The sequence below is a fragment of the Dactylosporangium sp. McL0621 genome (assembly GCF_049995355.1).
In the GTDB taxonomy this organism is placed as follows: domain Bacteria; phylum Actinomycetota; class Actinomycetes; order Mycobacteriales; family Micromonosporaceae; genus Dactylosporangium.
In genome coordinates, this window is record NZ_CP188259.1 from 88685 (window position 1) to 112811 (window position 24127).

Below are 24127 nucleotides of genomic sequence, written 5' to 3' on the forward strand. Positions count from 1 at the left end.
GACACAGCGGACAGTCGGGCTAATGGCACGCTGATGGCCCGCAGCGACTTCCGGGTGACCGGACATGCAAGAGGCCCTGGCCGGAACTACGTCCAAACCAGGGCGTTCTCGTCCGAGCGGGTGAAGGGAATCGAACCCTCACTGTCAGCTTGGGAAGCTGATGTTCTGCCATTGAACTACACCCGCGAGCGACGCCTACTGTACCGAATCCACGGCCTCAGTGCACGGACCATTCTGCCTTGCTCTCGGTACGTGGCCCGGGCGGTCCTTCCACACGGTGCGGGTCGACGTCGTCGGGGTGTCGTAGTGCACGTACATGGCCAGGTCGACCGATAGTTCGTAGAGCTTCCAGTCTATGCCCGGGGCCGCGTGCATCAGGCGGGCCAAGCCGGCGGTGCGCACGTCGTCCGTTACCGGGGTGGCGCGGCCCGAGAGGTAGGCCTCGTCGGCGGAGTCGTCCGACGGGAAGCTGTGCAGGGAGTAGCGGCCGTCGCGGTCCAGGTCGTGGCGCTTCGGGGAGGCCAGGACGAAGCAGAACAGGCCTTCGTCGGTGATGACGGGGGACACGGGGTGGATGCGGGGGCCGCCGTCGGGGCGGACGGTTGCCAGGTAGCCCAGGCCCGGGCCGTACTGGCAGACGAGCGTGCGAATGGACGCCGCCAGTGCGGGGTCGGCGGCGGCGAAGTCAGCCCACGATGCCATGCCTCCAAAAGTACTCGAACACCTGTACGATCGTTGCCGTTTTCCCCGAACGGGGGAAACTGAAGCGGTGACGGGTGCCGACGATCTCATCGACCTCCTGCGGCGCTTCAACGTCGAGGCGGACCGGTTTGTCGACGTGTTCGCGCGCGGGCACGGGCTGCACCGCACGGACATGAACGCGATTGCGCACATCTGGCGCGCGGCCGAGGACCGTACGCCGCTGACGCCCGGGGAGCTCGCTCGGCGGCTATCGCTCAGCCCCGCGGCCACCACGGCGCTCCTCGTGCGGCTCGAGCGCGCCGGGCACGTCGAGCGGCGGCCCGATCCCGAGGACCGGCGGCGGCTGCACCTGCACATTCAGCCCAAGGCCCAGGCGCTGGCGCACGAGTTTTTCGCGCCTCTGGGGGTACACATGCGGGAAGCTTTTTCGCACTTCACCACCGAAGAGATCGAGATCTCGGCGGAAGTGCTGCAAAGGGCGCTCACCGCGACCACCAGGGCGGCCGACGAAGCGAACCCCGTAACCTCAGAGGGTGCTGCTATCCGACCGTGACCTCAACAAGGAGCTCGAAGGCGGCCAGCTGCGCCTCGAGCCTTTCGATCCGGCGCTCGTGCAGCCGTCCAGCATCGACGTGCGGCTCGACCGGTGGTTCCGGGTGTTCAACAACCATCTGTACACGCACATCGACCCGGCCATCCAGCAGGACGATCTCACGTCGATGGTCGAGGTGGACGACGGCGAATCCTTCGTGCTGCACCCGGGGGAGTTCGTGCTCGCGTCCACGCTCGAGGTGATCACGCTGGGCGACCAGCTCGCCGGGCGGCTCGAGGGCAAGTCGAGTCTCGGGCGGCTCGGGCTGCTGACGCACTCGACCGCCGGCTTCGTCGACCCCGGGTTCTCCGGGCACGTGACGCTGGAGCTGTCCAACGTGGCCAACCTGCCGATCCGCCTGTGGCCGGGCATGAAGATCGGGCAGCTGTGCATCTTCCGGCTGTCCTCGCCGTCCGAGCACCCCTACGGCTCGGCGGTGTACGGGTCGCGGTACCAGGGCCAGCGCGGACCGACGCCGAGCCGCTCCTGGCAGAACTGGCGGACCTGGCCGACCAAGTGATGAAACACGAAGGGCGGGCCCGCAGGCCCGCCCTTCGTCAAAGTCACGCCACCCGGCCGTACCCGGATATCGGCTCAGAATCGATCTTCTTCATCTGCACGGGCTGGCTCGAGTTCGGTGCGTGCACCATCCAGCCGTTGCCGACGTACAGCCCGACGTGGTGTTTGTCGGAGTAGAAGAAGACGAGGTCACCGGCCTTGAGGTCGGACCGCGCCACGCGCTTGGTGTCCTCGTACTGCCACATCGTGTAGTGCCGCAGGTAGGTGACACCGACCTGCTTCCACGAGTACATCGTCAGGCCCGAGCAGTCGAACGTGTTCGGCCCCTCGGTCGCCCAGACGTACTTCTTGCCGATCTGCTTGCATGCGACCTGGGCGGCCTTGCTGCCCGGCGAGCCGTCGTACTGCTGCGGGCACGCGACCGGCGCGAGCGAGCCGGTGCCGGCCGCGCTGCCGTACGCCTGCATGCGCATGTCCTGCAGGGTCTTGATGTCGGCGTTGACCTGCGTCTCCTGCTTCGCCAGCGCGGCCTCCTGCTCGGCCTGCTGCGCGATGAGCTGGTCGATGGGGCCCTTCTGGGCGTCGTACTGCTGCTTGGCGACGAGAACGTCCTTGATCCGCGACTGCTCGTCCTTGGCCACCATGTTGAGCAACGTCATCTGGTCGACGAACGTGTCCGGCGACCCCGTGGTGAGCATGGCGTCGAGCTTCGAGACCCGCCCGTTCTTGTACTGCAGGACCGCGAACGCGCTCACCTTGTCGAAGGCGGCGTCCACCTGGGCCTTGAGCGGGGCGATCTGGTCCTCGAGCTGCTTCTGCTTGGTCTTGTTGGCGGCGAGCTCGAGCTTGAGCTTGTTGTGCTGCTCGATGACCGGCTCGATCTGGTTCCACTTCTCGTCGATCTGCTTCTCGACCTCGCCCGGCGAGGGGTCCGCGTGCGCGAGGCCCGTGATGCCGAGGGCGAGGGACAGACCGCCAAGGGTGGCGACGAGGAGCCGCAGCAGACGGGAGGGCCGCCTCGACCACCTCAGATGGGTCTCCACCGAGGAGTTACTCCTTCTTCCTGGCCGCCTACCGGGTTAGCTGACGGGTTCGGGCGGGAAGGTCGCCCTACCGCGCAATCGCGCGGATTCACCCCGATGGAACACGTGGGTCCCCGGCTCGAAATTCGACTCGACGGTGCCGCCTGGCGCACCCGGGTGGGGCGCGGACATCCAGCCGACCGGAATTCACGTTAAGGGCGCACCGTTCCCAGGTTCAAGTCGGAGCGCGATTGTTGTCCGATTTGTCCCTAAGGTCAGGCGATTCGAGTGACGAACACATCATCGATTGCGCCCACGAACTGATCGTTGTTCGCGCTGGTTCCCTTGCCGCCAATACACAACGGGTCGTCGTTCGCTATCGACAGTGACGGCGGTACCGCGGTGCGTCCCGCCTCGGCGCCGTCCACGACCACCGTGAGCAGGGAGTTACCGCGCGAACACGCGATCCGGTGCCACCGCCCGTCGGCGATGGACCGCGCCGCGACGGCCACGAAAATTGCGCTCGAACCAGTGCCGACAATCACACAACTGGGCTGTCCGGCCTCGCCGTCGACCTGCAGTTTGAACTGACTGTCACCGACCGAGAACCCTTTCTGGACCACATTGGCGCCTTTGGAAGTCTCATTCGGCTGAACCAGGACGGTGGCCCCGTACGTAATGGATCCGCGGCCCGGATTGAGAAATCCGGCCGGACCGCTCTGCACGATGGCCCGGGCGCAACTCTCCGCACCGTAATGCTCACACCGCGGCGGAAAGCGCACCGCAAGTCCGCCGTCGTGGGCGACGGCGGAGAGCTGCCCGCCGCCCGCGCGCCGCGCCCGCAGGCCGAGCCGCCCCGCCGCGTCGGTGACCGGCTCGCCGAGGCCGCCGTCGAAGGTGTACCGGATGCCGGCCTCGCTCCCGTGGGCCGCCGTCGCGTTCGAGGCCGGCCCCACTCCCGGCGCGCTGCCCATGCCGGGGCCGGGCACGAACGGGCCGGGCCGGGCGGACGTGCCGGGCCGGGTGGAGAGGTCGGCCCGCTCGTCCGACGGGGCCGCCACCCAGCGAACCGCGAGCCCGGCCACCACGACGAGACCGGCGAGCAGAGCACACAACAACAACCGTCGGCGGCGGCGCATAACCGCACATGATGCCGCGAATGCCGTGATCCGCGCAGTCACTCGGACGGCTACGTTTCAAAGGGCCGGTCCGGCTAAGGTTGCCGCTCGTGGCCCCCGAGGATTGGCGCAACGACACGCGAGCGTCCTACGACACCGTCGCGACCAGCTACGCGGACCTGGTCCGGGATGCGCTGACGAACGACGCGTACCTGCGGGCGACCCTCGACCTGTTCGCGGCGCTGCTGCCGCCGGGCGCCCGCGTGGCCGACGTGGGGTGCGGGCCGGGCCATGTCACGGCGTACCTGCACGCGGCCGGCGTGGACGCCTTCGGCATCGACCTGTCCCCGGCGATGGTCGACCTGGCCCGTACGACGCACCCGGCCCTCGCCTTCGAGGTCGGCGACATGACCGGACTCGACCTGCCGGCGGCCTCGCTCGACGGCGTGATCGCCTTCTGGTCCCTGATCCACATCCCGGACGACCTGGTGCCGCAGGTGCTGGCCCACTTCCATCGGGTCCTGCGCCCCGGCGGCCGGCTGCTGCTGGGCTTCCACGTGGGCGACGCGCACCGGCTGAAGACCGAGGGCTACGGCGGCCACCCGATGCGCGTCCACGTCCATCTCCGCCCGCCGGCCAAGGTGACGGCCTGGCTGGAGGAGGCCGGTTTCACGGTCGAGGCCCAGCACCTGCTGGACCTCGCCGCGAAGACCCCGGGCGCCGCTGTCTTCGCCCGTCGGTAGAGCTTTTCCTACAGTCCGGTGAACGCTTCCCAGACCGAGGCCACGGGGCGGTTGGCGATCAGCGGCGACCGGCCGCCGTTCTCCGCCGTCACGTAGAGGTTGTTGGCGTTGGCGCGGATGCTGACGGTGCTGTTCCAGCCGGCCGACAGGTAGAACTTCTCCCACGCGCCGACGGCGGTGCGGTTGGCGATGAGCGGCGCGTTGCCGCCGTTCTCCGCGGTCACGAAGCGCTGGTTGGCGTGCGAGAAGAAGGCGACGTACCCGTCCCCGGCCTCGATCTCGTCGAACGTCTCCCACGGGCCGGGCGCGCCACGGTTGGCGATGAGCGGCGCGTTGCCGCCGTTCTCCGCCGTCACGTAGTTGTAGTTGGCCTGCGCGTCGATCGATATGTTGGTGGTCCTCGTCGCGTAGAACTGCTCCCACGGGCCGATCGCGGCACGGTCGGCGGTGAGCGGGCCGGAGCCGTTGTTGCCGCTGACGTACCGGTTGTTGGACACCGACAGCAGGCTGAACGACCCGTTCGCCCCGGCGATGACCTTGAAGCGGGACCCGTCGTCGCGCGCCGCGCCGTTCGCGGTCAGCTTGCCGGCCGGGTCGACGGTGAGGTACCTGCCGTTGACGCCGGCCCGGAACACCACCGCGCCACCGCCCACATCGACCTGGAACAGCGTCTCCCACGCCCCGGCCACGGTCCGGTTGCCGACCAGCGGGTCCGCGCCGGCCGTCTCGGCCGAGACGTACCGCAGGTTGCTGGCCGACAGCATCGAGAAGATGCGGGTGATGGGCTGCACCGAGATCTGCTGCTTGGCGGTCGCCTTCACGTTCAGGTCGTCGGTCACCGTCAGGGTCACGGTGTACGTCCCGCCGTGCGCGTAGTTGTGGAAGTTCTGGCCGTTCGGGGCGGTGCCGTCGCCCCAGTCGACACTGAAGCCGATGTTGAAGCCGAAACCGTGCTTCGAGGCCGACGCGTCGAACGAGACGCGGCCCGACTCCGGCAGCGACGAGAGCACGAGGTTCGCGGTCGGCGGGGCCGGTTGCACCGTCGCGATCGCCAGGCCCGCCGGGCCCTCGCCCACGTAGTCGGTCGTCGTCGTCGCGTTGGTGGCCGGGTCGATCACCGTCAGCGTGCCGTCGGTGTGGTTGGCCACGACGACGTGGGTGCCGTCGGCCGCCATCGTCACCGTCTGCGGCCCCTTGCCGGTCGGGACGGTCGCGATGACCTTGTCCGTGGCGGTGGCGAGCACCGACACGGTGTTGCCGAGCGAGTTGGACACGTAGGCGCGGCCACCGTCCGGCGTGACGGCGATGCCGAGCGGCCCGCTGCCGACGGGCACGGTCGCGGTGATCGTGTTCGTCGTGAGGTCGAGCACCGAGACGGTGTTGGCGGCGGAGTTGGCCACGTAGGCGCGACGCCCGTCCGGGGTCAGCGCGACCGCGTGCGGCTCGTGGCCGACGGCGACGGTCGCGGCGACCGTGTTCGTGGCCGTGTCGATGACCGTCAGGTTGCCGCTGCCGGAGTTGGGCACGTAGACGCGCCGGCCGTCCGGGCTCACGACGAGGTGGTCCGGGTCGGTGCCGACGCCGATGGTGGCGACGACCGCGTTGGTGGCCGTGTCGATCGCCTTCACCGTGTTGGACCCGCTCACGACGTAGACGCGGCCGCCGTCGGGCGTGATCGCGATGCCGCGCGGCTCGGTGCCGACGGCGATGGTCTTGACGACTGTGCTTGTCGCGGTGTCGAGCACCGAGACCTGGGCGGCGCCGTTTTCGGTGAGGTAGACCCGGCCGCCGTCCGGGGTGGCCGCCAGGCCGGTGGGGCGCAGGGCGACGGGGATGACGGTGAGGTACTCGTAGGTGTTCGCGTCGAACACGCCGAGGTAGTTGCCGTCGGTGTCGGCAACGTAGATGACCGGCCGGTCCGCGGTGGCCGCGGTGGCCGGAATCGCCGGGGCCACGAGCGTGACGGCCGCACCGACCGCCGCCGCCGTGATCCCGGCAAATAAGGGTTTACGCACGAACGGATTATGGCTCGCAACGCCGATCGATGTTGCCCCGGCAAATCAGTCCAGCGGGGTCATGAACGACCAGAAGCCGCCCTCGGGGTCGCGGACGCTGTACTCGCGCACGCCGTAGGGCTGGTCCATCGGCGCGTACACGATCGCCGCCCCCGTGGCGGCGACCCGTACATGGTGCGCGTCCACGTCGTCGACCAGCACCGACACGCCCGCGGTGGTCACCCCGAGCGTGCGCGGCGAGGCCAGCCCGAAGTCCGGCGAGACCCGATGCAGCCAGATCACCCCGTCGCCCGCCTCCACCTCGGCGTGGAGGACGGTGCCGTCGGGGCCCCGCTCGACGCGGCCGGGGCCGAGCCCGAACACGTCCACGAGGTACGCGTGCATCGCCTCGAGATCCTCGTACACCAGGCCGATGATGCGGCGCTGGATCGTCCCCTGCAGCATGGTCATCTCCTCCACGGTGGTGAGCAGGGCCTCGGCGTCGGGCGGGTCGTCGGCCCCGAGCGCGTCGGCCATGCCTTGCAGCCCGGTGCGCAGCCGGTGGGCCGCGGCCAGGCGGTGGTCGATCTCGGCCAGGTGCCGGTGCACGGCCGCGGACAGGCTCCACGCCGGGTCGTCGAGCGCGCGGGCGATCTGCTCCAGCGGCACCCCGACCCGGCGCAGCAGGCAGATGCGGTACAGCCGCTGGATGTCGGTGCCGCTGTACCGGCGGTGCCCGCCCGAGCTGCGCTGCGACGGCGTCAGCAGCCCGATCTCGTCGTAGTAGTGCAGCGTCCGGACGGTCAGCCCGGTCGCCCGGGCCAGCTCGCCGACCCTCATGTCGCGGTCTTGCTCCACGCCGTCGACGCTAGGTCCTCACGGTCCGTCAGGTTCAAGTCCCGGGCGCAGAATGATCGGATGGTCGAGCGATTCGCCAACGACGGGCTCGAGTTCGAGGTCGATGATCTCGGGGACCCCGGCGCGCCCGCGGTCGTGCTGCTGCACGGGTTCCCGCAGGACCGCCGGGCCTGGGCCGGGGTCGCGGAGCTGCTCGTGGCCGCGGGGCGGCGGGTGCTCGTGCCCGAGCTGCGCGGATACGCGGAGCACGGGAGCCCGGGTTCGCGGCGGCGGTACACCCTGGACGTCCTGACGACCGACGTGCTCGCGCTGGCGGGGACCGCCGGGGTCGACCGGTTCGACCTGGTCGGTCACGACTGGGGCGCCGCGCTCGCGTTCCACGTGGCCGGGCGGCACCCCGAGCGCGTCCGCACGCTCACCGCGTTCTCGGTGCCGCACCGCGGCGCGTGGGCCGGGGCCGGGGCGAGGCAGCTGTGGCGCTCGGCCTACGTCGGCCTCTTCCAGCTGCCGGTCCTGCCGGAGCTGGCCCTGACGCCCCGGTTCCTGGAGCGCCGGCTCGTTCGCAGCGGGCTCGGGGCCGAGCATGCGCGCCGCTACGCCACGGCGAGAAACCGAAGGGCGCTGCATTGGTACCGCGCGATGCTGGTCCCCGGCCGCAAGCACTTCCCGCGGGTCACCGTGCCGACGCTCTTCGTGTGGGGCGATGGCGACGAGTTCGTCACCGAGCGGCTGGCGCGCCGCTGCGGGCGGTGGGTCGACGGGGAGTACACCTTCGAGATCCTGCGCGGCGTGCGCCACTGGATCCCCGAGATGCATCCCCGCCGGGCCGCGGAGCTGGTGCTCAGCCGGTGCCGCTGATCGAGCGCACGTCCCAGAGGTAGACCCCGTCGACGACCTGGGCCGGCGCCACGTCCGGGGCGACCAGCTTGTCGATCGTCTCGCGCAGGACCTTCTCGTTGTAGTACCCGACCGGCATCACCAGGTTGGTGGCCTTCCAGAACCGGATGTCCGCGCGGATCATCTGCTTCTGCTGCTCGGTCACCGCCGGCGAGGTGCGCTGCCGGATGACCCCGTTGAGGTAGATGATCGTGTCGCGGTAGCCGGGCCCGAAGTGCGCGAACTTGTCCTCGGGGTTGGTGTCGTTCGGGCCGAGGAAGTACCCGGCCGTCACCTTCACCTCGAAGTTGGTCTCGGTCGACCAGCGCATCATCTTGATGTTGTCGTCCCAGCCGCCCGGCAGCGGCGCCACCACCGGGTTCGGGGGCAGCTTCGTGCGCCAGTTGCCGTTGGTGAACAGCGCCGGCAGCGGCGGGCGGCCGTCGGCGGGCTGCGGGGTCGGGAACAGCGGCACCAGCGCGGCCAGCAGCGCGACGCCCCAGACCAGGGCGAGCTTCGGGCTGCGGCGCGGGGACGGCTCGGGACGGCCGAGCGGGCGGGCCGGGGGCTTCTCGACGGGCGTCTCGCCGGAGGCGGCGGAGTCGGACGAGCCGGTGCCGACCAGCGCCGGCTCGGGCTCGAGCGCCGGAACCTCGGCCGGAACGGTGGCCGCCACCGGGCGGAGCCGCTCCACCACCAGCTTGTCGACCAGCAGGGCCAGGCCGACACCGACGCAGACCGTCACGATGAGGCCGAGCCGGGTCGGCACCACCGAGTCGAACAGCGGCAGCTGGCTGATCCACTTCCACGGGCCGTGCGTCTCGGTGCGGTCGACGCCGTTGAACCGGAGCGTCGGGCCGAGGGAGAAGACGGCGAAGGCGCCCGCGGTGATGAACAGCGCCCGGGAGAGCCGGTTGCGCCACAGCGCGATCGCGCCGGTCACCAGGACCAGGGCGAGCGGCCAGCCGAAGAAGCTGTTCTCCTCGCTGGCGTTGTTCTTGTTCAGCCGCGCCGCCTCGGCGACGTCGCCGGCGATCGAGTAGCGGCCGAAGGTGACGTAGGAGTACGCGTCGAGGTTGATCCCGCGCACGCCCTCGTCGAGGCCGCTGTAGTGCTGGGGTCCGGTGAACTGGAAGTACAGCGGGTAGGCGAGCACCACCCCGGCGACGAGCAGCGTCACGCCGCACTTGGGCAGCATGACCTTCGCGAAGCCCGGCAGCTGCCGCCACGGCACGTAGGCCAGGATGAACACGAACAGGGCCATCGCCGTGAAGAACAGCATCTCCTCGTTGATGCCGGCCTGCAGAAGCACGAGGACGGCCAGCCAGATGCCCTGCCGCCAGACCTGGCCGGGGAGGCGCATCTTGAAGACCGTGGCGATGATCAGCGGGATGAAGTACTGCCCGGCGATGTTCGGGTGCCCGGCGATCTGCGACATCATCGCCGGTGCGAAGCCCAGGAAGGCGGCGCCGACCGCGGCGGCGGCCCGGGAGCGGCCGAAGTGGCGGGTCAGCACCCAGTACCAGGCGATCGCGGTGCCGGCCAGGGCCAGCGTGGAGATGATCGCGAAGGTGACGCCGACGCCGAGCCACAGCGTCACCGGGGTCAGCGGCAGCGCGAGCGTCAGGATCGACGTGTTCGCCATCAGGTTGACGCCCAGCGGCGAGTTGATGTCGTCGGAGAAGAAGGGCGACTCGCCCTTGGTGAACAGCTCGGTGGCGTGGGTCAGGAACCACTCGAACGTGAAGCTGTCCTGGTAGTTCAGCGTCAGGTAGCGCCCGTTCGGGTCCGCCCAGAGATGGCCCAGCACATACACGGCGCCGAGGAAATAGCCCAGCATGACCAGTGCGTCGACGGCCTTGGCCGGCACCCGCCCCCGAATTCTCACCCGGTGGAGTGTAGGCGAGGGGTATGACGCGTCAAGAATTACCTGCTCATAGTGGTGGGGGCCCTACCTGTACGGACGAGTGCCGCCAGGCCGAAGAGTACGGCGGGCGCGGCCCACAAAGCCAGCGCGACCAGCGGATTTGTCATGATCATGAGGTACGTGGGGCAGCCGGGGAGGGGCGCGAACAGTGCGGGGCCGATCCACGGCCATCGCGAGGCGCCGGCGAGGGCGGCCCCAAGCGCCCCGGAGACCGCCACGAGCAGCGCGCCGCACACCACCGGCGCCCACGGCACCCGGTGCTGCCCGGGCAGGACGGCGGCCAGGTCGGCCGCGGCGAGCACGAGCCCGGCGACCGCGGCGGCGGCCATCCGCGCGACCGTCCGCGCCGGGGAGGGCCGGCCGCGGGCGACGAGTGCGGCGCCGAGCAGCAGCGCGACGAGCTGGGCGGCGCCGAGCCCCGAGGTGGCCAGCGCCGCCGCGTCCGCGTGCCGCTGGTCGAGAAGCTCGGCGTCGCTCTGCGGGTCGAAGTTGATGTACCGCAGGTAGAAGCCGGCGTTGAGCGGCCGCAGGGCCCGGCCCAGCAGGGCGACCGCGGGCAACAGGGCCCACGCCGGCCACCAGCGGGCGAGCCGGCGCAGCTCACCCCCGATCAGCCGCGCGATGCGTCCCGGTTTAGCAGGCCGTGCGGAAGGCGTCCAGGCTCAGGTTCTTGCGGATGTTGCCGAACCGCAGCGACGCTGGGGTGGGGCACTGGGCGGCCTTGTACTCGACGTGAAAGACCGCCTTGCCGACGGCGACGAACGGGCTCAGCTGCCCGCACTCGTTGTACTGCCGGCACGACTCGTTGACCGCGAAGTCGAACGCCGGCTGGAGCGCCGTGACCTGGTCGAGGTCGTTCTTGAGCCCGACGGCCAGGCCCAGGCCGTGGGCCAGGTCGGCCACCCGGCGGTTGAACGTGAGCTGGTCGGCCGCGGTGAGCGGGAAGCCGGTGTCGTTGCTGTACCCGTCCATGTTGTCCGGGTCGACCGCGTCGAAGCCCTTGGCCTTGCAGTCGGCGAAGCGCGCGGCCAGGATCGGGCCCAGCGCGGCCCAGTTGCGAACGTCGAGCCACCGCTCGCCGGCCCAGCCGTCCAGCGCCTTGCCGCGCACCGCGGCCGGGTACTTCGCCGCGTCGGCCCGCCAGTTCTCGAAGGAGCCCGCGTCCACGTAGCACACGACCTTCCGCCCGGCCTGGTGCAGCGCGGCGACCTGCGCCTTCGTGGAGTCGGCGCCGTCGATGTCGTACACCTGCGCATTCACGCTCGTGTCGAGCTTCCCGCTGAACTGCATCTGCCAGCTCAGCCCGACGGCGGGCTGCCACCGGGCCGGGGTCGCGGCGTTCGCCGGGGCGGCCACGGCGAGGACGGCGGCCGTCGCGGCCAGGACGGTCATCAGGAGTCGGCGCATGGCCCCGAGATCGGCGCGCCGGGCGCCCCGGCCGGGTGAAAGCGGGGTGCGAGATCAGTGCGTGACGAGTCCCGTCAGCCGGCCCGAGGTGACGGCGCTCTTCGAGATCGCGTCGAGAGCCTCCTGGCGGCCGGCGCCGTCGCCGAGGCCGGTGGGGCGGCTCAGGCCGTACACCGTGAACCGGTAGTGATGCGTGCCCGACGGCGGGCAGGGCGGGGTCCAGCCCTTGCCGCTGGACGAGTTCTTGCCCTGGGTGACCTTGTCGCCGTCCCGCAGCGACGTCGTGCCGGCCGGCAGGTCCAGGACGATCCAGTGCACGTAGGTGCCGCTCGGGGCGTCGGGGTCGTCGACGACGACCGCGAGGGCGGCGGCCCCCTTGGTGTCACCCGTCCAGGCGATGCTCGGCGCCTTTCCGGCCCCGGCGCAGGTGAAGTCGGCCGGGATCGGGGCGCCCTCGACGAAGTCGGGGCTGGTGACGGTCAGGGTGGTGTCCGGTGTGCTGGCTTTGTCGGCATTGGTCGCGGCGGGTTCGTCGGCCGTGCACCCGGCCAGCAGCAGGACGGCGCACAGCCAGGAAAACCGGGAAGACACGTTCGGTATCGTCCAATGTGACGGAAACGGCCACAAGAAGGTGGACACAAATGGTCCTGAAGATGTCCTCGCTGTTCCTGCGGACACTGCGCGAGGATCCCGCCGACGCCGAGGTCACCAGCCACAAACTGCTGGTCCGCGCGGGCTACGTGCGACGCGTCGCGCCGGGCATCTTCACCATGCTGCCGATGGGCCTGCGGGTGCTGCGCAACGTCGAGCGGGTGATCCGCGAGGAGATGGACGCGATGGGCGGCCAGGAGCTCACGTTCCCGGCGCTGCTGCCCCGCGAGCCCTACGAGGCGACCGGGCGCTGGGCGGAGTACGGCCCGAACCTCTTCCGCCTGAAGGACCGGCGGCAGGGCGACTACCTGCTCGGCCCCACGCACGAGGAGATGTTCACGCTCGCCGTGAAGGACTTCTACTCCTCGTACAAGGACCTGCCCCTGACGCTGTACCAGATCCAGTCGAAGTTCCGCGACGAGGCGCGCCCCCGGGCCGGCATCCTGCGCGGCCGCGAGTTCGTCATGAAGGACTCGTACTCCTTCGACGTCGACGACGACGGCCTGCGCGCCGCCTACGGCCGCCACCGCGAGGCCTACATCAGGATCTTCGACCGGCTCGGCCTCGACTACGTGATCTGCTCGGCGATGAGCGGCGCGATGGGCGGCAGCGCGTCGGAGGAGTTCCTGGCCCTGGCCGACATCGGCGAGGACACGTTCGTGCGCTGCGCCAACGGCGACTACGCGGCAAATGTCGAGGCGGTCACGACCCCGCCGCCCGCCGCGCTGCCCGTCGAGGGGCAGCCCGCGGCCCGGGTCGCCGACACGCCCGACACGCCGACGATCGAGACGCTTGTCGACCTGTTCAACGGCCGCGACGACCTCAAGCGCGACGATCGCGCCTGGACCGCCGCCGACACGCTCAAGAACGTCATGCTCATGCTGACCCTGCCCGACGGCAAGCGCGAGCCGCTGGCCGTCGGGGTGCCCGGCGACCGCGAGGTCGACCTGCGCCGGGTCGAGGCGGTCGTCGCGCCGGCCGAGGTGACGCCCATGACCGAGGCCGAGTTCGCACAGCACCCGGCGCTGGTCAAGGGGTACATCGGGCCCGGCGTGCTGGGCGAGAAGAACTCCTCGGGCATCCGGTACCTGGTCGACCCCCGGGTCGTCGACGGCACGAGCTGGATCACCGGCGCCGACGAGCCGGGCCGGCACGTCGTGCACCTCGTCGCCGGCCGCGACTTCACGCCCGACGGCACCATCGAGGCGGTCCGCATCGTCGACGGCGACATCTGCCCGGTCGACGGCGGGCGGCTGGAGCAGGCGCGCGGCATCGAGATCGGGCACATCTTCCAGCTCGGCCGCAAGTACGCGAAGGCCCTGGGCCTGTCGGTGCTCGACCAGAACGGCAAGGCGCAGGTCGTCACGATGGGCTCCTACGGCGTCGGGGTGACCCGCGCGGTCGCCGTGGTCGCCGAGCAGACCGCCGACGAGCGCGGCCTGTGCTGGCCCCGCGAGCTCGCCCCGGCCGACGTGCACGTGGTCGCCGCGGGCAAGACCGAGGAGATCCGTGACGGGGCGGCCGGCCTGGCCGCGGACCTCGAGGCGGCCGGGCTGACCGTGCTGCTCGACGACCGCAAGGACGTCTCGCCGGGCGTGAAGTTCAACGACTCCGAGCTCATCGGCGTGCCGACGATCGTGGTGGTCGGCAAGCGGCTCGCCGACGGCGTGGTCGAGCTGCGTGACCGCCGGTCGGGCGAGAAGACGGAGATCGAGGCGGGCGCCGCGGTCGCCGCGGTGGTTTCGGCGGTTCGCTCCTAGTTCGGTGGTTTCTGCACCACGGGCCGGTCCAGTATCTGGACCGGCCATGGTGTTTTCGCGGGGTCGTCCGAACGGCTCCTTGGCGGCTCGTCCGAACGGTCGGAACTATGCGGGCAAATCACCACATGAAGAACTCTTCGGTTTGACTGGCGTCAGGGAGGGGCCGATACGTTCGCCAGGGTTTCCTAGAAGAGTGGCTCTGCTGTCGACGAAGGGTGCAGACGTTGTCCGGACGACATTCCGTCGTGGGTCGCCGTCATCTCATCCCATTGATCGCCGGGGTCGGTGCCGTCGTAGTGCTCGTCGGCGGCGCGGTGGCGACCGTCAACATGGGCGGTGACGACCCCAAGACCGTCGCGGCGGTCGACGCCCCCCGCAGCCCCCAGGAGCGCGCGGACCGCGGCGAGCGCCCGTCGCCCTCGGCCCAGCCGAGCCTCGACCCGGGCCAGGGACTGGAGTCCGTGCAGGTCACGGCCTCGCCGACGCCCTCGAAGACGCCGAGCAAGACCAAGACGCCGACGAAGAGCCCGACCACCAAGGCGCCGGCCGAGGTGGCGAGCAGCGGCACCTGCGAGGTGTCGTACTACGCTGACGGGCAGAAGACCGCCAACGGCGAGAACTTCGATCCCAACGGGCTGACCGCGGCTCACAAGACGCTGAAGTTCGGCACCATCGTCCGGGTCACGAACCTGGCCAACGGCAAGTCCGTCGATGTGCGGATCAACGATCGGGGGCCCTTCGTGGCGGGACGCTGTCTCGACCTCGCCAAGGGCGCCTTCGTGACGATCGCTTCGGTGAGTGCCGGAGTGATCAACGCGAAGTATGAGGTACTCAAGTAACACAGACCCGGCCGTTTGATGGAACGGTCCGGCGGTCGGTTGGTGGCATGCTGTTGGCCGGACCTATGAAACGTCAGCTGCTTCCCGAGGCCCGCGCCGGAGTCGGCGCGGCTTTCGTGCTGCTCGCACTCGTGCTGACCGCGGAGGTCGCCGACGGCTCCCAGGCCGACTACGTGGGCATGCTCGCCGCCGCGCCCTTCCTGGCCGCCGCGTTCGCGTCGTGGCCGGAGGTGCTCGCCGTCGGCAGCGCCTCCACGCTGCTGGCCTTCGTCTTCTGCTCGATCGAGCTGATGCACACCCGCGACCGGATGCTCGTGCTGATGCTCAACCTCGGCGGCGTCGTGGTGGCCAGCGGCATCGCGTCGGCCGTGGGGGCGATCCGGCAGCGGCAGATCGCGCGGTACGCCGAGCTGTCCCACCTCGCCCAGGTGGCCCAGGGCGCCGTGCTGCGCCCGCTGGGCCCCCAGGTCGGCCCGCTGACGGTCGCGGCCCGCTACATCTCGGCCAGCGCCGCCGCCGACATCGGCGGCGACCTGTACGAGGCCGTCGACACCCCGTACGGCGTGCGCATGATCATCGGCGACGTCCGGGGCAAGGGTCTCGACGCGGTGCGCCTGGCGAGCATCGTCCTGGGGTCGTACCGCCATGTGGCCTTCGAACGCGCCGACCTGCGCGCCATCGTCGCCGACCTGGACCGCGCCGTGGCCCGCTCGCTGGGCGACGAGGACTTCGTGACGGCCGCGCTGGTCGAGGAGCGCGGCGGCACCCTGACCATCGTCAACTGCGGCCACCCGGCCCCGCTGCTGCTGCGCCGCGGTCGCGTGATCCCGCTCGACCCGCCCGCCAACGCCCCGCCGCTCGGCTTCATGCCGGTGGTCAAGCCGCGCGTGGAGCGCCTGGAGCCGGGCGACCGCCTGCTGTTCTTCACCGACGGCCTGGCCGAGGCCCGCCGCGACGGGCAGTTCTTCCCGACCGCGGAGCGCGCCCAGCGGCTGCTCGGGCACGGCACCGTGGCCGACGGGCTGAAGTCGCTGGAGAGCGCGCTGCTGGACTGGGTGCGCGGCCGGCTCGACGACGACATCGCGCTCGTGCTGGTGGAGTACCAGGGAGTGAAACCGCAGGCCCAGGTGCCCAGCTGGGAGATCGGCGGCGCGGGAGTGGCGTCGTCCTGATGCCCATGGTCGAGGTCGACGGCGCGTTCCACCGGCTCGACGGCCGCCCGATCGCCCAGTGGTCCCGCCTCGCGGCCGGGCGATCGGACGAGCTCGGCTGAGCGTTTATGCCGCTTCCACTTCCACCGCGCGCTGGCGGGGGATGAGGCGGCGCATCGGGGCCCGGTGGCGGCCCGTGTAGAAGCGTGGGTACTTGGGGGCGAACAGCGTGCCCATGAGTCGGACGATCATCGCGGCGGCCCTCCTTATGACTGGGAGTAACCGGTCAACGACCGCATCACCCGCGGGTGACGGCGTGTCTGCTACTCAACTACTCCTCACCGGTACTCACTCACCTTTTCTGTGGTCATGTTCACTCGGCGGAGCGCCTTGTTCCTCGTTACTAGCGAGTAATAAGATGGCTGTTACCGACTGGTAACCCCAGTCGGCCATGCTTTTCGGCACCAGCGACGCGAACCCAGAGACGGGGGCCACTCCGCGATGACCCATTACAAGAGCAACCTGCGGGATCTCGAGTTCAACCTTTTCGAGGTCTTCGGCGTGGACCGAGTCCTTGGTCAGGGGCCCTACGGGGACATCGACGTGGACACCGCCCGCAGCATTCTCGGCGAGGTGGACCGCCTGGCGCGCGAGGATCTCGCCGCGAGCTACGTCGACGGCGACCGCAACCCGCCCGTGTACGACCCGGCCACGTTCTCGGTGCGCATGCCCGAGAAGTTCCGCCAGTCCTACGAGGCCTTCATGGCCGCCGAGTTCTGGCGGCTCGACCTGCCCGCCGAGCTCGACGGCACGGCGGCGCCGCGGGCGCTGTGGTGGTCGCTCGCCGAGCTCGTGCTCGGCTCCAACGCCCCCATCTGGATGTACGCCTCCGGCCCCTCCTTCGCCAACACGCTGCGGATCGAGGGCACCGAGGAGCAGAAGAAGTGGGCGAAGCTCTTCGTCGACAAGCAGTGGGGCTCCACGATGGTGCTGACCGAGCCGGACGCCGGCTCGGACGTCGGCTCCGGCCGCACCCGGGCGGTGCCGCAGGCCGACGGGTCGTGGCACATCGAGGGCGTCAAGCGCTTCATCACCAGCGGCGAGCACGACCTGGCCGAGAACATCGTGCACTACGTGCTGGCCCGGCCGGTGGACACGCCCGGCGCGGGCGGGCCCGGCACCAAGGGGCTCTCGCTGTTCGTCGTGCCGAAGTTCCACTTCGACGGCGACTCCGGTGAGCTCAAGGACCGCAACGGCGTCTTCGTGACGAACGTCGAGCACAAGATGGGCCTCAAGGTCTCCACGACGTGCGAGGTCACCTTCGGCGGGCACGGCGTGCCGGCGAAGGGCTGGCTGCTCGGCGATGTGCACGAGGGCATCCGGCAGATGTTCCTCATCATCGAGTACGCCCGGATGATGGTCGGCACCAAGGCCATCGCGACGTTGTCGACCGGCTACCTCAACGCGCTCGAGTACGCCAAGAGCCGCGTGCAGGGCGCCGACCTGACCTCCACGGACAAGGCCGCCCCGCGGGTCGCGATCATCAACCACCCCGACGTGCGCCGCTCGCTGCTGATGCAGAAGTCGTACGCCGAGGGCCTGCGCGCGCTCGTCTGTTACACGGCGACGTGGCAGGACAAGGTGGCCCTCGCCGAGGCCGCCGGCGACGAGAAGGCCGGGAAGATCGCCAAGCGGGTCAACGACCTGCTGCTGCCGCTGGTCAAGGGCGTCGGCTCGGAGCGCGCGTACGAGTTGCTGGGCCACGAGGCGCTGCAGACCTTCGGCGGCTCCGGCTTCCTGCAGGACTACCCGCTCGAGCAGTACGTGCGGGACTCGAAGATCGACACGCTGTACGAGGGCACGACCGCGATCCAGAGCCTCGACCTGGTGTTCCGCAAGATCGTGAAGGACCAGGGCAAGGCGCTGCTCACCGTGGCCGGCGAGATCCAGCAGTTCCTCGAGTCCGAGGGCGGCAACGGCCAGCTCAAGGTCGAGCGCGTGGCGCTGGGCAAGGCGCTCGCCGAGGTACAGCAGATCCTGGGCATCTTCACCGGCTGGCTGGGCGAGGCCCAGGCCGGCGACCCGCAGGCGCTGTACAAGGTCGGCCTCAACTCCCGCCGGTTCCTGCTCGGCCTCGGCGACATCGTGGTCGGCTGGCTGCTGCAGCGGCAGGCCGAGGTGGCGCTGAAGGCGCTCGCCGGCGAGGTCTCGCCCGCGGACAAGGCGTTCTACGAGGGCAAGGTGGCCGCGGCGAAGTTCTTCGCGCACGAGGTGCTGCCGCGCGTCGGCGCCGACCGGCGGATCGTCGAGTCCACGACGCTCGACGCGATGCAGCTCACCGAGGACGCCTTCTAGGCGTTGACGAGTCGAAGCGGGAGGGCAATGGCGCCCTCCCGCTTTCTTTATCCCCGTCCGGTGTGCTCGGCGTCGAGCGCGGCCTCGGTGAGGCTCGACCAGGCGCCCTCGAACCGGTGTACGGCGATGCCGGACGTGGCCAGGCCGCGGTCGGCGAGGCCGTTCGGGGCGAGCTCGTGGGACAGGTCGGAGAGCGTCGGGTTGTGCCCCACCAGCAGGAGGGTCTCCACGGTCGCGCCGGCCTGCCGCAGCAGGTCCAGCGTGTCGAGGGCCGGGCCGGTGTAGATCCGGTGTTCGTAGATGACCGGCGCGTCGACGCCGAGCTCCTCGAGCGTCTCCCGGGTGCGGACGGCGGTCGAGCACAGTACGGCATCCGGCTTCAGACCCTGGTCCTCGAGCCACGCGCCGGCCGCGGCGGCGTCGCGGTGCCCCCGCGCGGTGAGTGGCCGCTCGATGTCGGTCGCGTAGTCGTCCGGGTCGGCCGCCTTGGCGTGCCGGAGAAGAATGAGCGTGCGGACGGTCATTGCACAAGCCTCCCCGATTGAAGAACGTCGCGCGTGGGTAACCCAGCCACAGACAGTTACCCAACAGACGCCTCGGGAGGCCTTCGATGGGTATCGGCGGAAGCATCCTACTGATCGTTGTCGGCGCGATCATGACCTTCGGGCTCGACGACACGGACGTCGGGCCGTTCAACCTCGACACGATCGGCTGGATCCTCCAGCTCGCCGGCCTCGTCGGCCTGGCCCTGACCCTGTACTTCTGGAACTCGCGCCGCCGCACGGTGGTTTCGGCGGCCCCGCCGCCGCCCCCGCCCGCGGCCGGCACGGTGATCCCGCCCACCGCGGACGAGGTCATCGAGCGGCGCACGCGTCGCTACTGAGTTCCCCGAGACCACTGTTACGGCCCGGGCGGGGCTTCCCGCCCGGGCCGTACGTGCGTGCTCAGGCGCCTGGCCGGTCGAACTCCTCCCAGGCGCCGATGGCGGTGCGGTTGGCGATGAGTGACGAGTTGCCGCCGTTCTCGGCGCAGACGTATCTGCCGTTGACGCCGGCGAGGAGGCTGGTGCTGCCGTCGGCGTTCGTGATGACCTTGAACTTCTCCCAGGGGCCGATGGCGGTGCGGTTGGCGATGAGCGGCGCGTTGCCGCCGTTCTCGGCGGTGACGAACTTGCCGTTCGCGTGCGAGTACAGGGCGACCCAGCCGTTGCCGGCGTCGACGAGGTCGTAGGTCTCCCAGAGGCCGGCCGCGGTGCGGTTGGCGATGAGCGGGGCGTTGCCGCCGTTCTCCGCCGCGGCGAAACGGCCGTTGGCGTGCGCCTTCAGGCTCGCGGTCGCGTTGCCGGCGTCGATCAGGTGGAACTTCTCCCACGGCCCGATCGCGGTGCGGTCGTCGGTCAGCAGCTTCGTGGTGCCGCTGTTGCTGCTGACGTAGGTGTTGTTGGCCAGCGACCGCAGGCTCACGCTGCCGTCCGCGCCCGCGACGAGTTGGAACGAGGTGATGTCGGCCGGTTCGAGCGTCGTCGTGAGGAACTGGGCCAGCAGTTGCCGGCGGGCGTCGAAGCCGTCGGTGACGTACTTGCCGTTGGCCTTCGACCGCAGCGCCACCCGCCCGTCGCGCTCGATCAGCTCGAAGAGCTCGCCGGGGCCGACCGTGGTGGCGCCGGCGCGCAGCTGCTGGCTCCCGTCGGCGCCCGCGCTGACGTAGGTGCCGTTGTCGGCCAGCAGGACGACCGTGCGGGTCGTCGGCCACATCGAGACGTACTGCTCGGCCGTCCCGGGCACGAACCCGTTGACGTCGGCGACGTTGATCCGCACGTAGTAGTTGCCCGGCTGCGCGTACCGGTGGGTGGCGACCGGCGTGGCCTGCGTGACCGCGGCGGTGCCGTCGCCGAAGTCGAAGGTGTACGAGGTGATGGGCGCGTACCCCGGGGTCGTGCCCGACGCGTCCGCGGTGACCGACAGCGCGTTCTGGTCGGTGCGGACGGTCAGCGTGGCGTTCGGGCCCTTGATCGTCTCCCGGTAGCCGCGGTCGGCGTACTTGACCGGGCCGGCGCCGGTGTCCGGCCGTCCCGGGTTGTCCAGGCGCGGGCGGCCGAAGTAGTCCGTTGCCTGGTAGCCGGGCGCGGCCGAGTTCGCCGAGTCCTCGAGCGTGTCCGGGGTCGCGCCCTCCAGATCGTGGGCGGCCTGGCCCGAGGCCGTCCGGAAGGCGGCCAGCCCCATCGCGGTGCCCCAGGCGTACGTGTCCGGCGCCGGCAGCGTGCCGGCGCCGCGGTACACGCTGTTGTAGTCGACCACGGTGGTGCCCACCGCGCCGTCGTACACCCCGATCTCGACCGTGCCCGCCGTCGAGCCGCAGTTGCCGGACGATCCGGGCCCGCTGTTCGTCACGACGTTGTTCTGCACCGACACGCCGGAGGAGGCGCCGGCGATCCGGATGCCCGAACCGCAGCTGTTCTGCACCGTGTTGTTCGTGATCGCCGTGCCGGTCGCTCCGGTGTTGTCGATGCCGACCCCCCGGCCGTTCGTGACGACGCTGTTGACGACGGCGTTGCCGCTCGCCCCGGGCCCGATCAGCACCCCGGCGTTCTGGAACTGGCTGTTGAGGATCGTGTTGCGCGAGCCGAGAACCTCGACGCCGTGCGCGCCCGCCATGGCGGGCCGCGAGACGATCGCGGACTTGACGACGACGCCGGAGGTCGCCGCGTCGAGCATGAGCGCGACGGGCGAGGTGGTGGACCCGCTCAGCCCGACCTTCGTCAGCGTCGAGTCGGTCACACCGGCCAGCCGGGCCGGCGGAGCCGTCGTCCCGGATGCGAGCGCCACGTAGAAGTTGTCGATGGCGATCCGGGTCGAGCCCGTCACCGCGAGGCCCGGCCCGCTCGTCGCGTTGCGCACGAGGAAGCCGCTGATCGCGATGTCGTGCTGCCCGTCGATCGTGAACCCGAGGCCGGGACCGCCGTTCAGCGTGACCAGGCCCGGGCCGGCGTTCTTCAGGGTGATGGGCCGGCCGGGCTCGCCCGACTTGTCGATTGTCACGTGCTCGTCGTAGTCACCGCTGACGGTGATCGTCCGGCCGGCCGAGGCCGCGGCGAGCGCGGCCGCGATCGTGCAGTACGGCTGGCTCGCCGTGCCGGCGCCCGCGTCCGAGCAGTTGGCGGCGTTGTTGACGTAGAGGTCCGGGGTGTCGGCGCGGGCCGGCCCGGCGACCGCGAACACCGCGGCCCCGGTGGTCAATGCGACGACGAAGGCACGCTTAGCCACGGTCGAACTCCTCCCAGGCGCCGATGGCGGTGCGGTTGGCGACGAGGGCGGCGTTGCCGCCGTTCTCGGCGCAGACGTACTTGCCGTTGACGGCGGCGAGCAGGCTGATGCTGCCGTCGGCATTCTTGACGACCTTGAACTTCTCCCACGGGCCGATGGCGGTGCGGTTGGCGATGAGAGCGGCATTTCCGCCGTTCTCGGCGGTGACGAACCTGCCGTTGGCGTGGGAGTACAGGGCCACCCAGCCGTTGCCGGCGTCGACGAGGTCGTAGGTCTCCCAGAGGCCGGCCGCGGTGCGGTTGGCGATGAGCGGGGCGTTGCCGCCGTTCTCCGCCGCGACGTACCGGGAGTCGGCGTGTGCGTGCAGCGTGACCGACGTGTTGGCCGTGTCGACCGCGCCGAAGCGTTCCCACGGGCCGATCGCCGTGCGGTCCGCGGTCAGCACCTGGGTCAGGCCGCTGTTGCTGCTCACGTACGCGTTGGTGAGCAGCGAGCGCAGGCTGATGCTGCCGTCGGCGTTTGTGGTGAGGTCGAACTGCTTGGCCGGCTCGTCCGTCGAGGGGCTGCCGGCCGACAGGAGCGCCTGGGGGCCGTAGTTGACGCCGAGGTACGTCTGGTTGACCCGCGAGCGCAGCCCCACGTGCCCGTTGCCCAGGTCGACGACCTCGAAGAGCTCGCCCGGGCCGACCGCCCGGGCATAGAGGCTGAGGAAGTTGTACCCCTCCGGGCCCCCGTTCACGTAGCGGCCGTTGTCGGCCAGCAGCGCGATCGTGCGCGCGGTGGGCCACAGCGAGGCCGAGGCGACCTGGAGGCCGCTGAACCCGTTGGCGTCGGTGGCCAGCACCTGCACGGTGTACGTGCCGGGGCGGGCGTAGTGGTGCGAGGCGACCGGCGCGGCCTGGGTCACCTTGGCCCCGTCGCCGAAGTCGAAGGCGTACGTGGTGACGGGCGAGTACCCGGGCCGGGTGCCCGACGCGTCCGCCGTGAGCGAGTTCCCGGCGTGGTCGGCCTTCAGGGCCAGCGCGGCCGTCGGGCCCTTGGTCAGCTCGGTCGGGCCGCGGTCGGCGTACGGGACCGGGCCCGCACCGTGGTCGGGCACGCCCGGGTCGTCCTCGCGCGGGTTGCCGGTGCGGTCGGTGCTCGGCCATCCGGGCGCCGCCGAGTTCGCGTTGTCGATGGTGTTCGCGTTCGAGGCCTCGAGGTCGTGCGCGGCCTGGCCCGACGCCGCCCGGAAGGCGGTCAGGCCCATGGCCGTGCCGCTCCACGCGTAGGTGTTCGGCGCCCCGGTCCCGTCGTACCCGTGGTAGACGTTGTTGTAGTCGGCAGCGGTCCGCCCGGCGGCGCCGTCGTAGATGCCGATCTCGGCCGCCGGCTGCGACCGGTCGCAGTTCGTGTTGTCGGCGCCCGGCATGTTCAGGCGCAGGATGTTGTTCTGCACCGAGACGCCCGAGGACGCGCCGGTCACCCGGACACCGCCCTTGCAGTTGTCCTGGATCAGGTTGTTGGCGATCGCCGTGCCGGTGGCGCCCGCGTTGTCGATCCCGGCGCCCAAGGAGGCGCTGACGGTGCTGCCGGCCACGACGTTGGCGTCGGCCCCGGGCCCGAGCACGATCCCGGCCTCGCCGCCGCCGGTGACGCTGCTGTTCAGGATCGTGTTGTGCGAGCCGAGCACCTCGATGCCGCGGGTACCCGGCCGGGTGTAGGGGCCCGACACGCTCGCCGACTTGACGAGCACGCCGGAGGTCGCCGAGTCGAGGGCGATGCCGGTCGTCATCTCGGTTCCGCTGACCGTGATGTTTGCCAGCGAAGAGTCCGTCACGCCGGTCAGCCGGACGCCGGGGATCGCGGCCCCGGTCGCCACCAGGATCGAGACGTTGTCCACGGCGATCCGGTTCGAGGTGCTGACGTCGATCCCGGCCCCGGAGCGCGCGCTCGCCACGTCGATGCCGCTGATCGCGATGTCGCGCCGGTCCGCGATGGTGAAGCCGACGCCCGTGCCGCCCGCGAGCCGGGCCCCGCCGTTGCCGCGCAGCGTGATCGGCCGGCCGGGCTCGCCCGACCGGGGGAAGGTCACGTGCTCGTTGTAGGTGCCGGTGACGTTGACCGTCTGGCCCGCGGTGGCCGCCGCGAGCGCGGCGCCGATGGTGCAGTAGGGCTTCTCCGCCGTACCGGGGCCGGCGTCGGTGCAGCCGGTCGGGGCGAGGAACTGGACATAGAGTGCGGGCACAGTCTCGGCGCCGGCCGGTCCGGCCCCCGCGACCAGAGCTGCGCCGGTGGCCACCGCGACGAGCGCGAGGCCGGACAAGGGGTGCTTGGTTCCCACGCTGTTCCTCTGCATGATTGCGACCGG

At 70.7% G+C, this 24127-nt stretch carries 21 protein-coding genes, 1 tRNA gene and 1 riboswitch; of the genes, 9 read left to right on the plus strand and 13 right to left on the minus strand.

The window, feature by feature from the left end; genetic code table 11:
* Nucleotides 1-115 precede the first annotated feature (115 nt).
* Both ACPPVO_RS00400 and ACPPVO_RS00405 read right to left on the minus strand, forming a co-directional pair.
* Nucleotides 116-186 (minus strand) — tRNA-Gly (locus tag ACPPVO_RS00400).
* Nucleotides 187-195: 9 nt separating this feature from the next.
* Entirely contained in the window at nt 196-702 is a 507-nt protein-coding gene (locus ACPPVO_RS00405) for a pyridoxamine 5'-phosphate oxidase family protein (RefSeq protein ID WP_426509110.1), read from the minus strand.
* A 67-nt stretch (nt 703-769) separates the two neighbouring features.
* On the opposite strand from ACPPVO_RS00405, the gene ACPPVO_RS00410 reads away from it, so the two are divergent.
* Both ACPPVO_RS00410 and dcd read left to right on the plus strand, forming a co-directional pair.
* On the plus strand, nt 770-1255 hold the full coding sequence (locus ACPPVO_RS00410; RefSeq protein WP_426509111.1) for a MarR family winged helix-turn-helix transcriptional regulator: 486 nt from the start codon (nt 770-772) through the stop codon (nt 1253-1255).
* Nucleotides 1236-1814 carry a dCTP deaminase gene (gene dcd, locus ACPPVO_RS00415; protein ID WP_426509113.1) on the plus strand — a complete coding sequence of 193 codons (579 nt, stop codon included), beginning with the start codon at nt 1236-1238 and terminating at the stop codon, nt 1812-1814. Before ACPPVO_RS00410 ends, dcd begins: the two co-directional genes overlap by 20 nt.
* 43 nt (nt 1815-1857) lie before the next feature.
* Here dcd and ACPPVO_RS00420 read toward each other — a convergent pair whose 3' ends face one another.
* Together ACPPVO_RS00420 and ACPPVO_RS00425 are read right to left on the minus strand one after the other, a co-directional pair.
* On the minus strand, nt 1858-2856 hold the full coding sequence (locus tag ACPPVO_RS00420; RefSeq protein WP_426509114.1) for an NlpC/P60 family protein: 999 nt from the start codon (nt 2854-2856) through the stop codon (nt 1858-1860).
* Between the two features lie 11 nt (nt 2857-2867).
* A riboswitch (cyclic di-AMP (ydaO/yuaA leader) is annotated at nt 2868-3002 on the minus strand.
* A gap of 108 nt (nt 3003-3110) precedes the next feature.
* Nucleotides 3111-3974, minus strand: coding sequence for a LamG-like jellyroll fold domain-containing protein (locus ACPPVO_RS00425; protein ID WP_426509116.1), 864 nt, complete (start codon nt 3972-3974; stop codon nt 3111-3113).
* An 89-nt stretch (nt 3975-4063) separates the two neighbouring features.
* Between ACPPVO_RS00425 and ACPPVO_RS00430 the strand changes: the two genes are divergently transcribed.
* A complete protein-coding gene (locus ACPPVO_RS00430; protein WP_426509118.1) occupies nt 4064-4696 on the plus strand; it encodes a class I SAM-dependent DNA methyltransferase in 633 nt (210 codons plus the stop codon).
* Between the two features lie 8 nt (nt 4697-4704).
* Here ACPPVO_RS00430 and ACPPVO_RS00435 read toward each other — a convergent pair whose 3' ends face one another.
* Both ACPPVO_RS00435 and ACPPVO_RS00440 read right to left on the minus strand, forming a co-directional pair.
* Nucleotides 4705-6711, minus strand: a complete 2007-nt coding sequence (locus tag ACPPVO_RS00435) for a beta-propeller fold lactonase family protein (RefSeq protein ID WP_426509119.1) — start codon at nt 6709-6711, stop codon at nt 4705-4707.
* 45 nt (nt 6712-6756) lie between these two features.
* On the minus strand, nt 6757-7548 hold the full coding sequence (locus tag ACPPVO_RS00440; RefSeq protein WP_426509121.1) for a MerR family transcriptional regulator: 792 nt from the start codon (nt 7546-7548) through the stop codon (nt 6757-6759).
* A 60-nt stretch (nt 7549-7608) separates the two neighbouring features.
* Here ACPPVO_RS00440 and ACPPVO_RS00445 point away from each other — a divergent pair, with 60 nt between their 5' ends.
* Nucleotides 7609-8406: an alpha/beta fold hydrolase gene (locus ACPPVO_RS00445; protein WP_426509122.1), complete on the plus strand. Its 798-nt coding sequence runs from the start codon at nt 7609-7611 to the stop codon at nt 8404-8406.
* Here ACPPVO_RS00445 and ACPPVO_RS00450 read toward each other — a convergent pair.
* The 4 genes from ACPPVO_RS00450 to ACPPVO_RS00465 all read right to left on the minus strand — a co-directional run bounded on the left by ACPPVO_RS00450 (nt 8390) and on the right by ACPPVO_RS00465 (nt 12349).
* Nucleotides 8390-10312, minus strand: coding sequence for a hypothetical protein (locus ACPPVO_RS00450; protein ID WP_426509124.1), 1923 nt, complete (start codon nt 10310-10312; stop codon nt 8390-8392). The genes ACPPVO_RS00445 and ACPPVO_RS00450 overlap by 17 nt on opposite strands.
* A 38-nt stretch (nt 10313-10350) precedes the next feature.
* Nucleotides 10351-10911, minus strand: a complete 561-nt coding sequence (locus ACPPVO_RS00455) for a hypothetical protein (RefSeq protein WP_426509125.1) — start codon at nt 10909-10911, stop codon at nt 10351-10353.
* A gap of 73 nt (nt 10912-10984) precedes the next feature.
* Complete coding sequence (locus ACPPVO_RS00460; protein WP_426509127.1) at nt 10985-11758, minus strand: endo alpha-1,4 polygalactosaminidase; 774 nt, start codon at nt 11756-11758, stop codon at nt 10985-10987.
* A gap of 54 nt (nt 11759-11812) precedes the next feature.
* Complete coding sequence (locus ACPPVO_RS00465) at nt 11813-12349, minus strand: YbhB/YbcL family Raf kinase inhibitor-like protein (protein WP_426509129.1); 537 nt, start codon at nt 12347-12349, stop codon at nt 11813-11815.
* Between the two features lie 50 nt (nt 12350-12399).
* Between ACPPVO_RS00465 and ACPPVO_RS00470 the strand changes: the two genes are divergently transcribed.
* The 4 genes from ACPPVO_RS00470 (at nt 12400) to ACPPVO_RS00485 (ending at nt 18514) form a co-directional block, all read left to right on the plus strand.
* Nucleotides 12400-14169 (plus strand): proline--tRNA ligase, encoded by a 1770-nt coding sequence (locus ACPPVO_RS00470; protein WP_426509130.1) that lies wholly within the window; start codon nt 12400-12402, stop codon nt 14167-14169.
* 245 nt (nt 14170-14414) lie between these two features.
* Nucleotides 14415-15008 carry a septal ring lytic transglycosylase RlpA family protein gene (locus ACPPVO_RS00475; RefSeq protein ID WP_426509131.1) on the plus strand — a complete coding sequence of 198 codons (594 nt, stop codon included), beginning with the start codon at nt 14415-14417 and terminating at the stop codon, nt 15006-15008.
* Nucleotides 15009-15073: 65 nt separating this feature from the next.
* Complete coding sequence (locus ACPPVO_RS00480) at nt 15074-16180, plus strand: PP2C family protein-serine/threonine phosphatase (RefSeq protein WP_426509133.1); 1107 nt, start codon at nt 15074-15076, stop codon at nt 16178-16180.
* A 480-nt stretch (nt 16181-16660) separates the two neighbouring features.
* On the plus strand, nt 16661-18514 hold the full coding sequence (locus ACPPVO_RS00485) for an acyl-CoA dehydrogenase (protein WP_426509135.1): 1854 nt from the start codon (nt 16661-16663) through the stop codon (nt 18512-18514).
* Nucleotides 18515-18561: 47 nt separating this feature from the next.
* Here the strand turns inward: ACPPVO_RS00485 and ACPPVO_RS00490 are convergent, their stop codons facing one another.
* Nucleotides 18562-19038, minus strand: coding sequence for a SixA phosphatase family protein (locus ACPPVO_RS00490; RefSeq protein ID WP_426509137.1), 477 nt, complete (start codon nt 19036-19038; stop codon nt 18562-18564).
* Nucleotides 19039-19124: 86 nt separating this feature from the next.
* Between ACPPVO_RS00490 and ACPPVO_RS00495 the strand changes: the two genes are divergently transcribed.
* Nucleotides 19125-19397, plus strand: coding sequence for a DUF6458 family protein (locus tag ACPPVO_RS00495; protein WP_426509139.1), 273 nt, complete (start codon nt 19125-19127; stop codon nt 19395-19397).
* A gap of 61 nt (nt 19398-19458) precedes the next feature.
* Here the strand turns inward: ACPPVO_RS00495 and ACPPVO_RS00500 are convergent, their stop codons facing one another.
* Nucleotides 19459-21777, minus strand: a complete 2319-nt coding sequence (locus ACPPVO_RS00500; protein ID WP_426509141.1) for a PKD domain-containing protein — start codon at nt 21775-21777, stop codon at nt 19459-19461.
* Complete coding sequence (locus ACPPVO_RS00505; protein ID WP_426509143.1) at nt 21770-24115, minus strand: PKD domain-containing protein; 2346 nt, start codon at nt 24113-24115, stop codon at nt 21770-21772. The genes ACPPVO_RS00500 and ACPPVO_RS00505 overlap by 8 nt, the downstream gene beginning before the upstream one ends.
* Between the last annotated feature and the right edge of the window lie 12 nt (nt 24116-24127).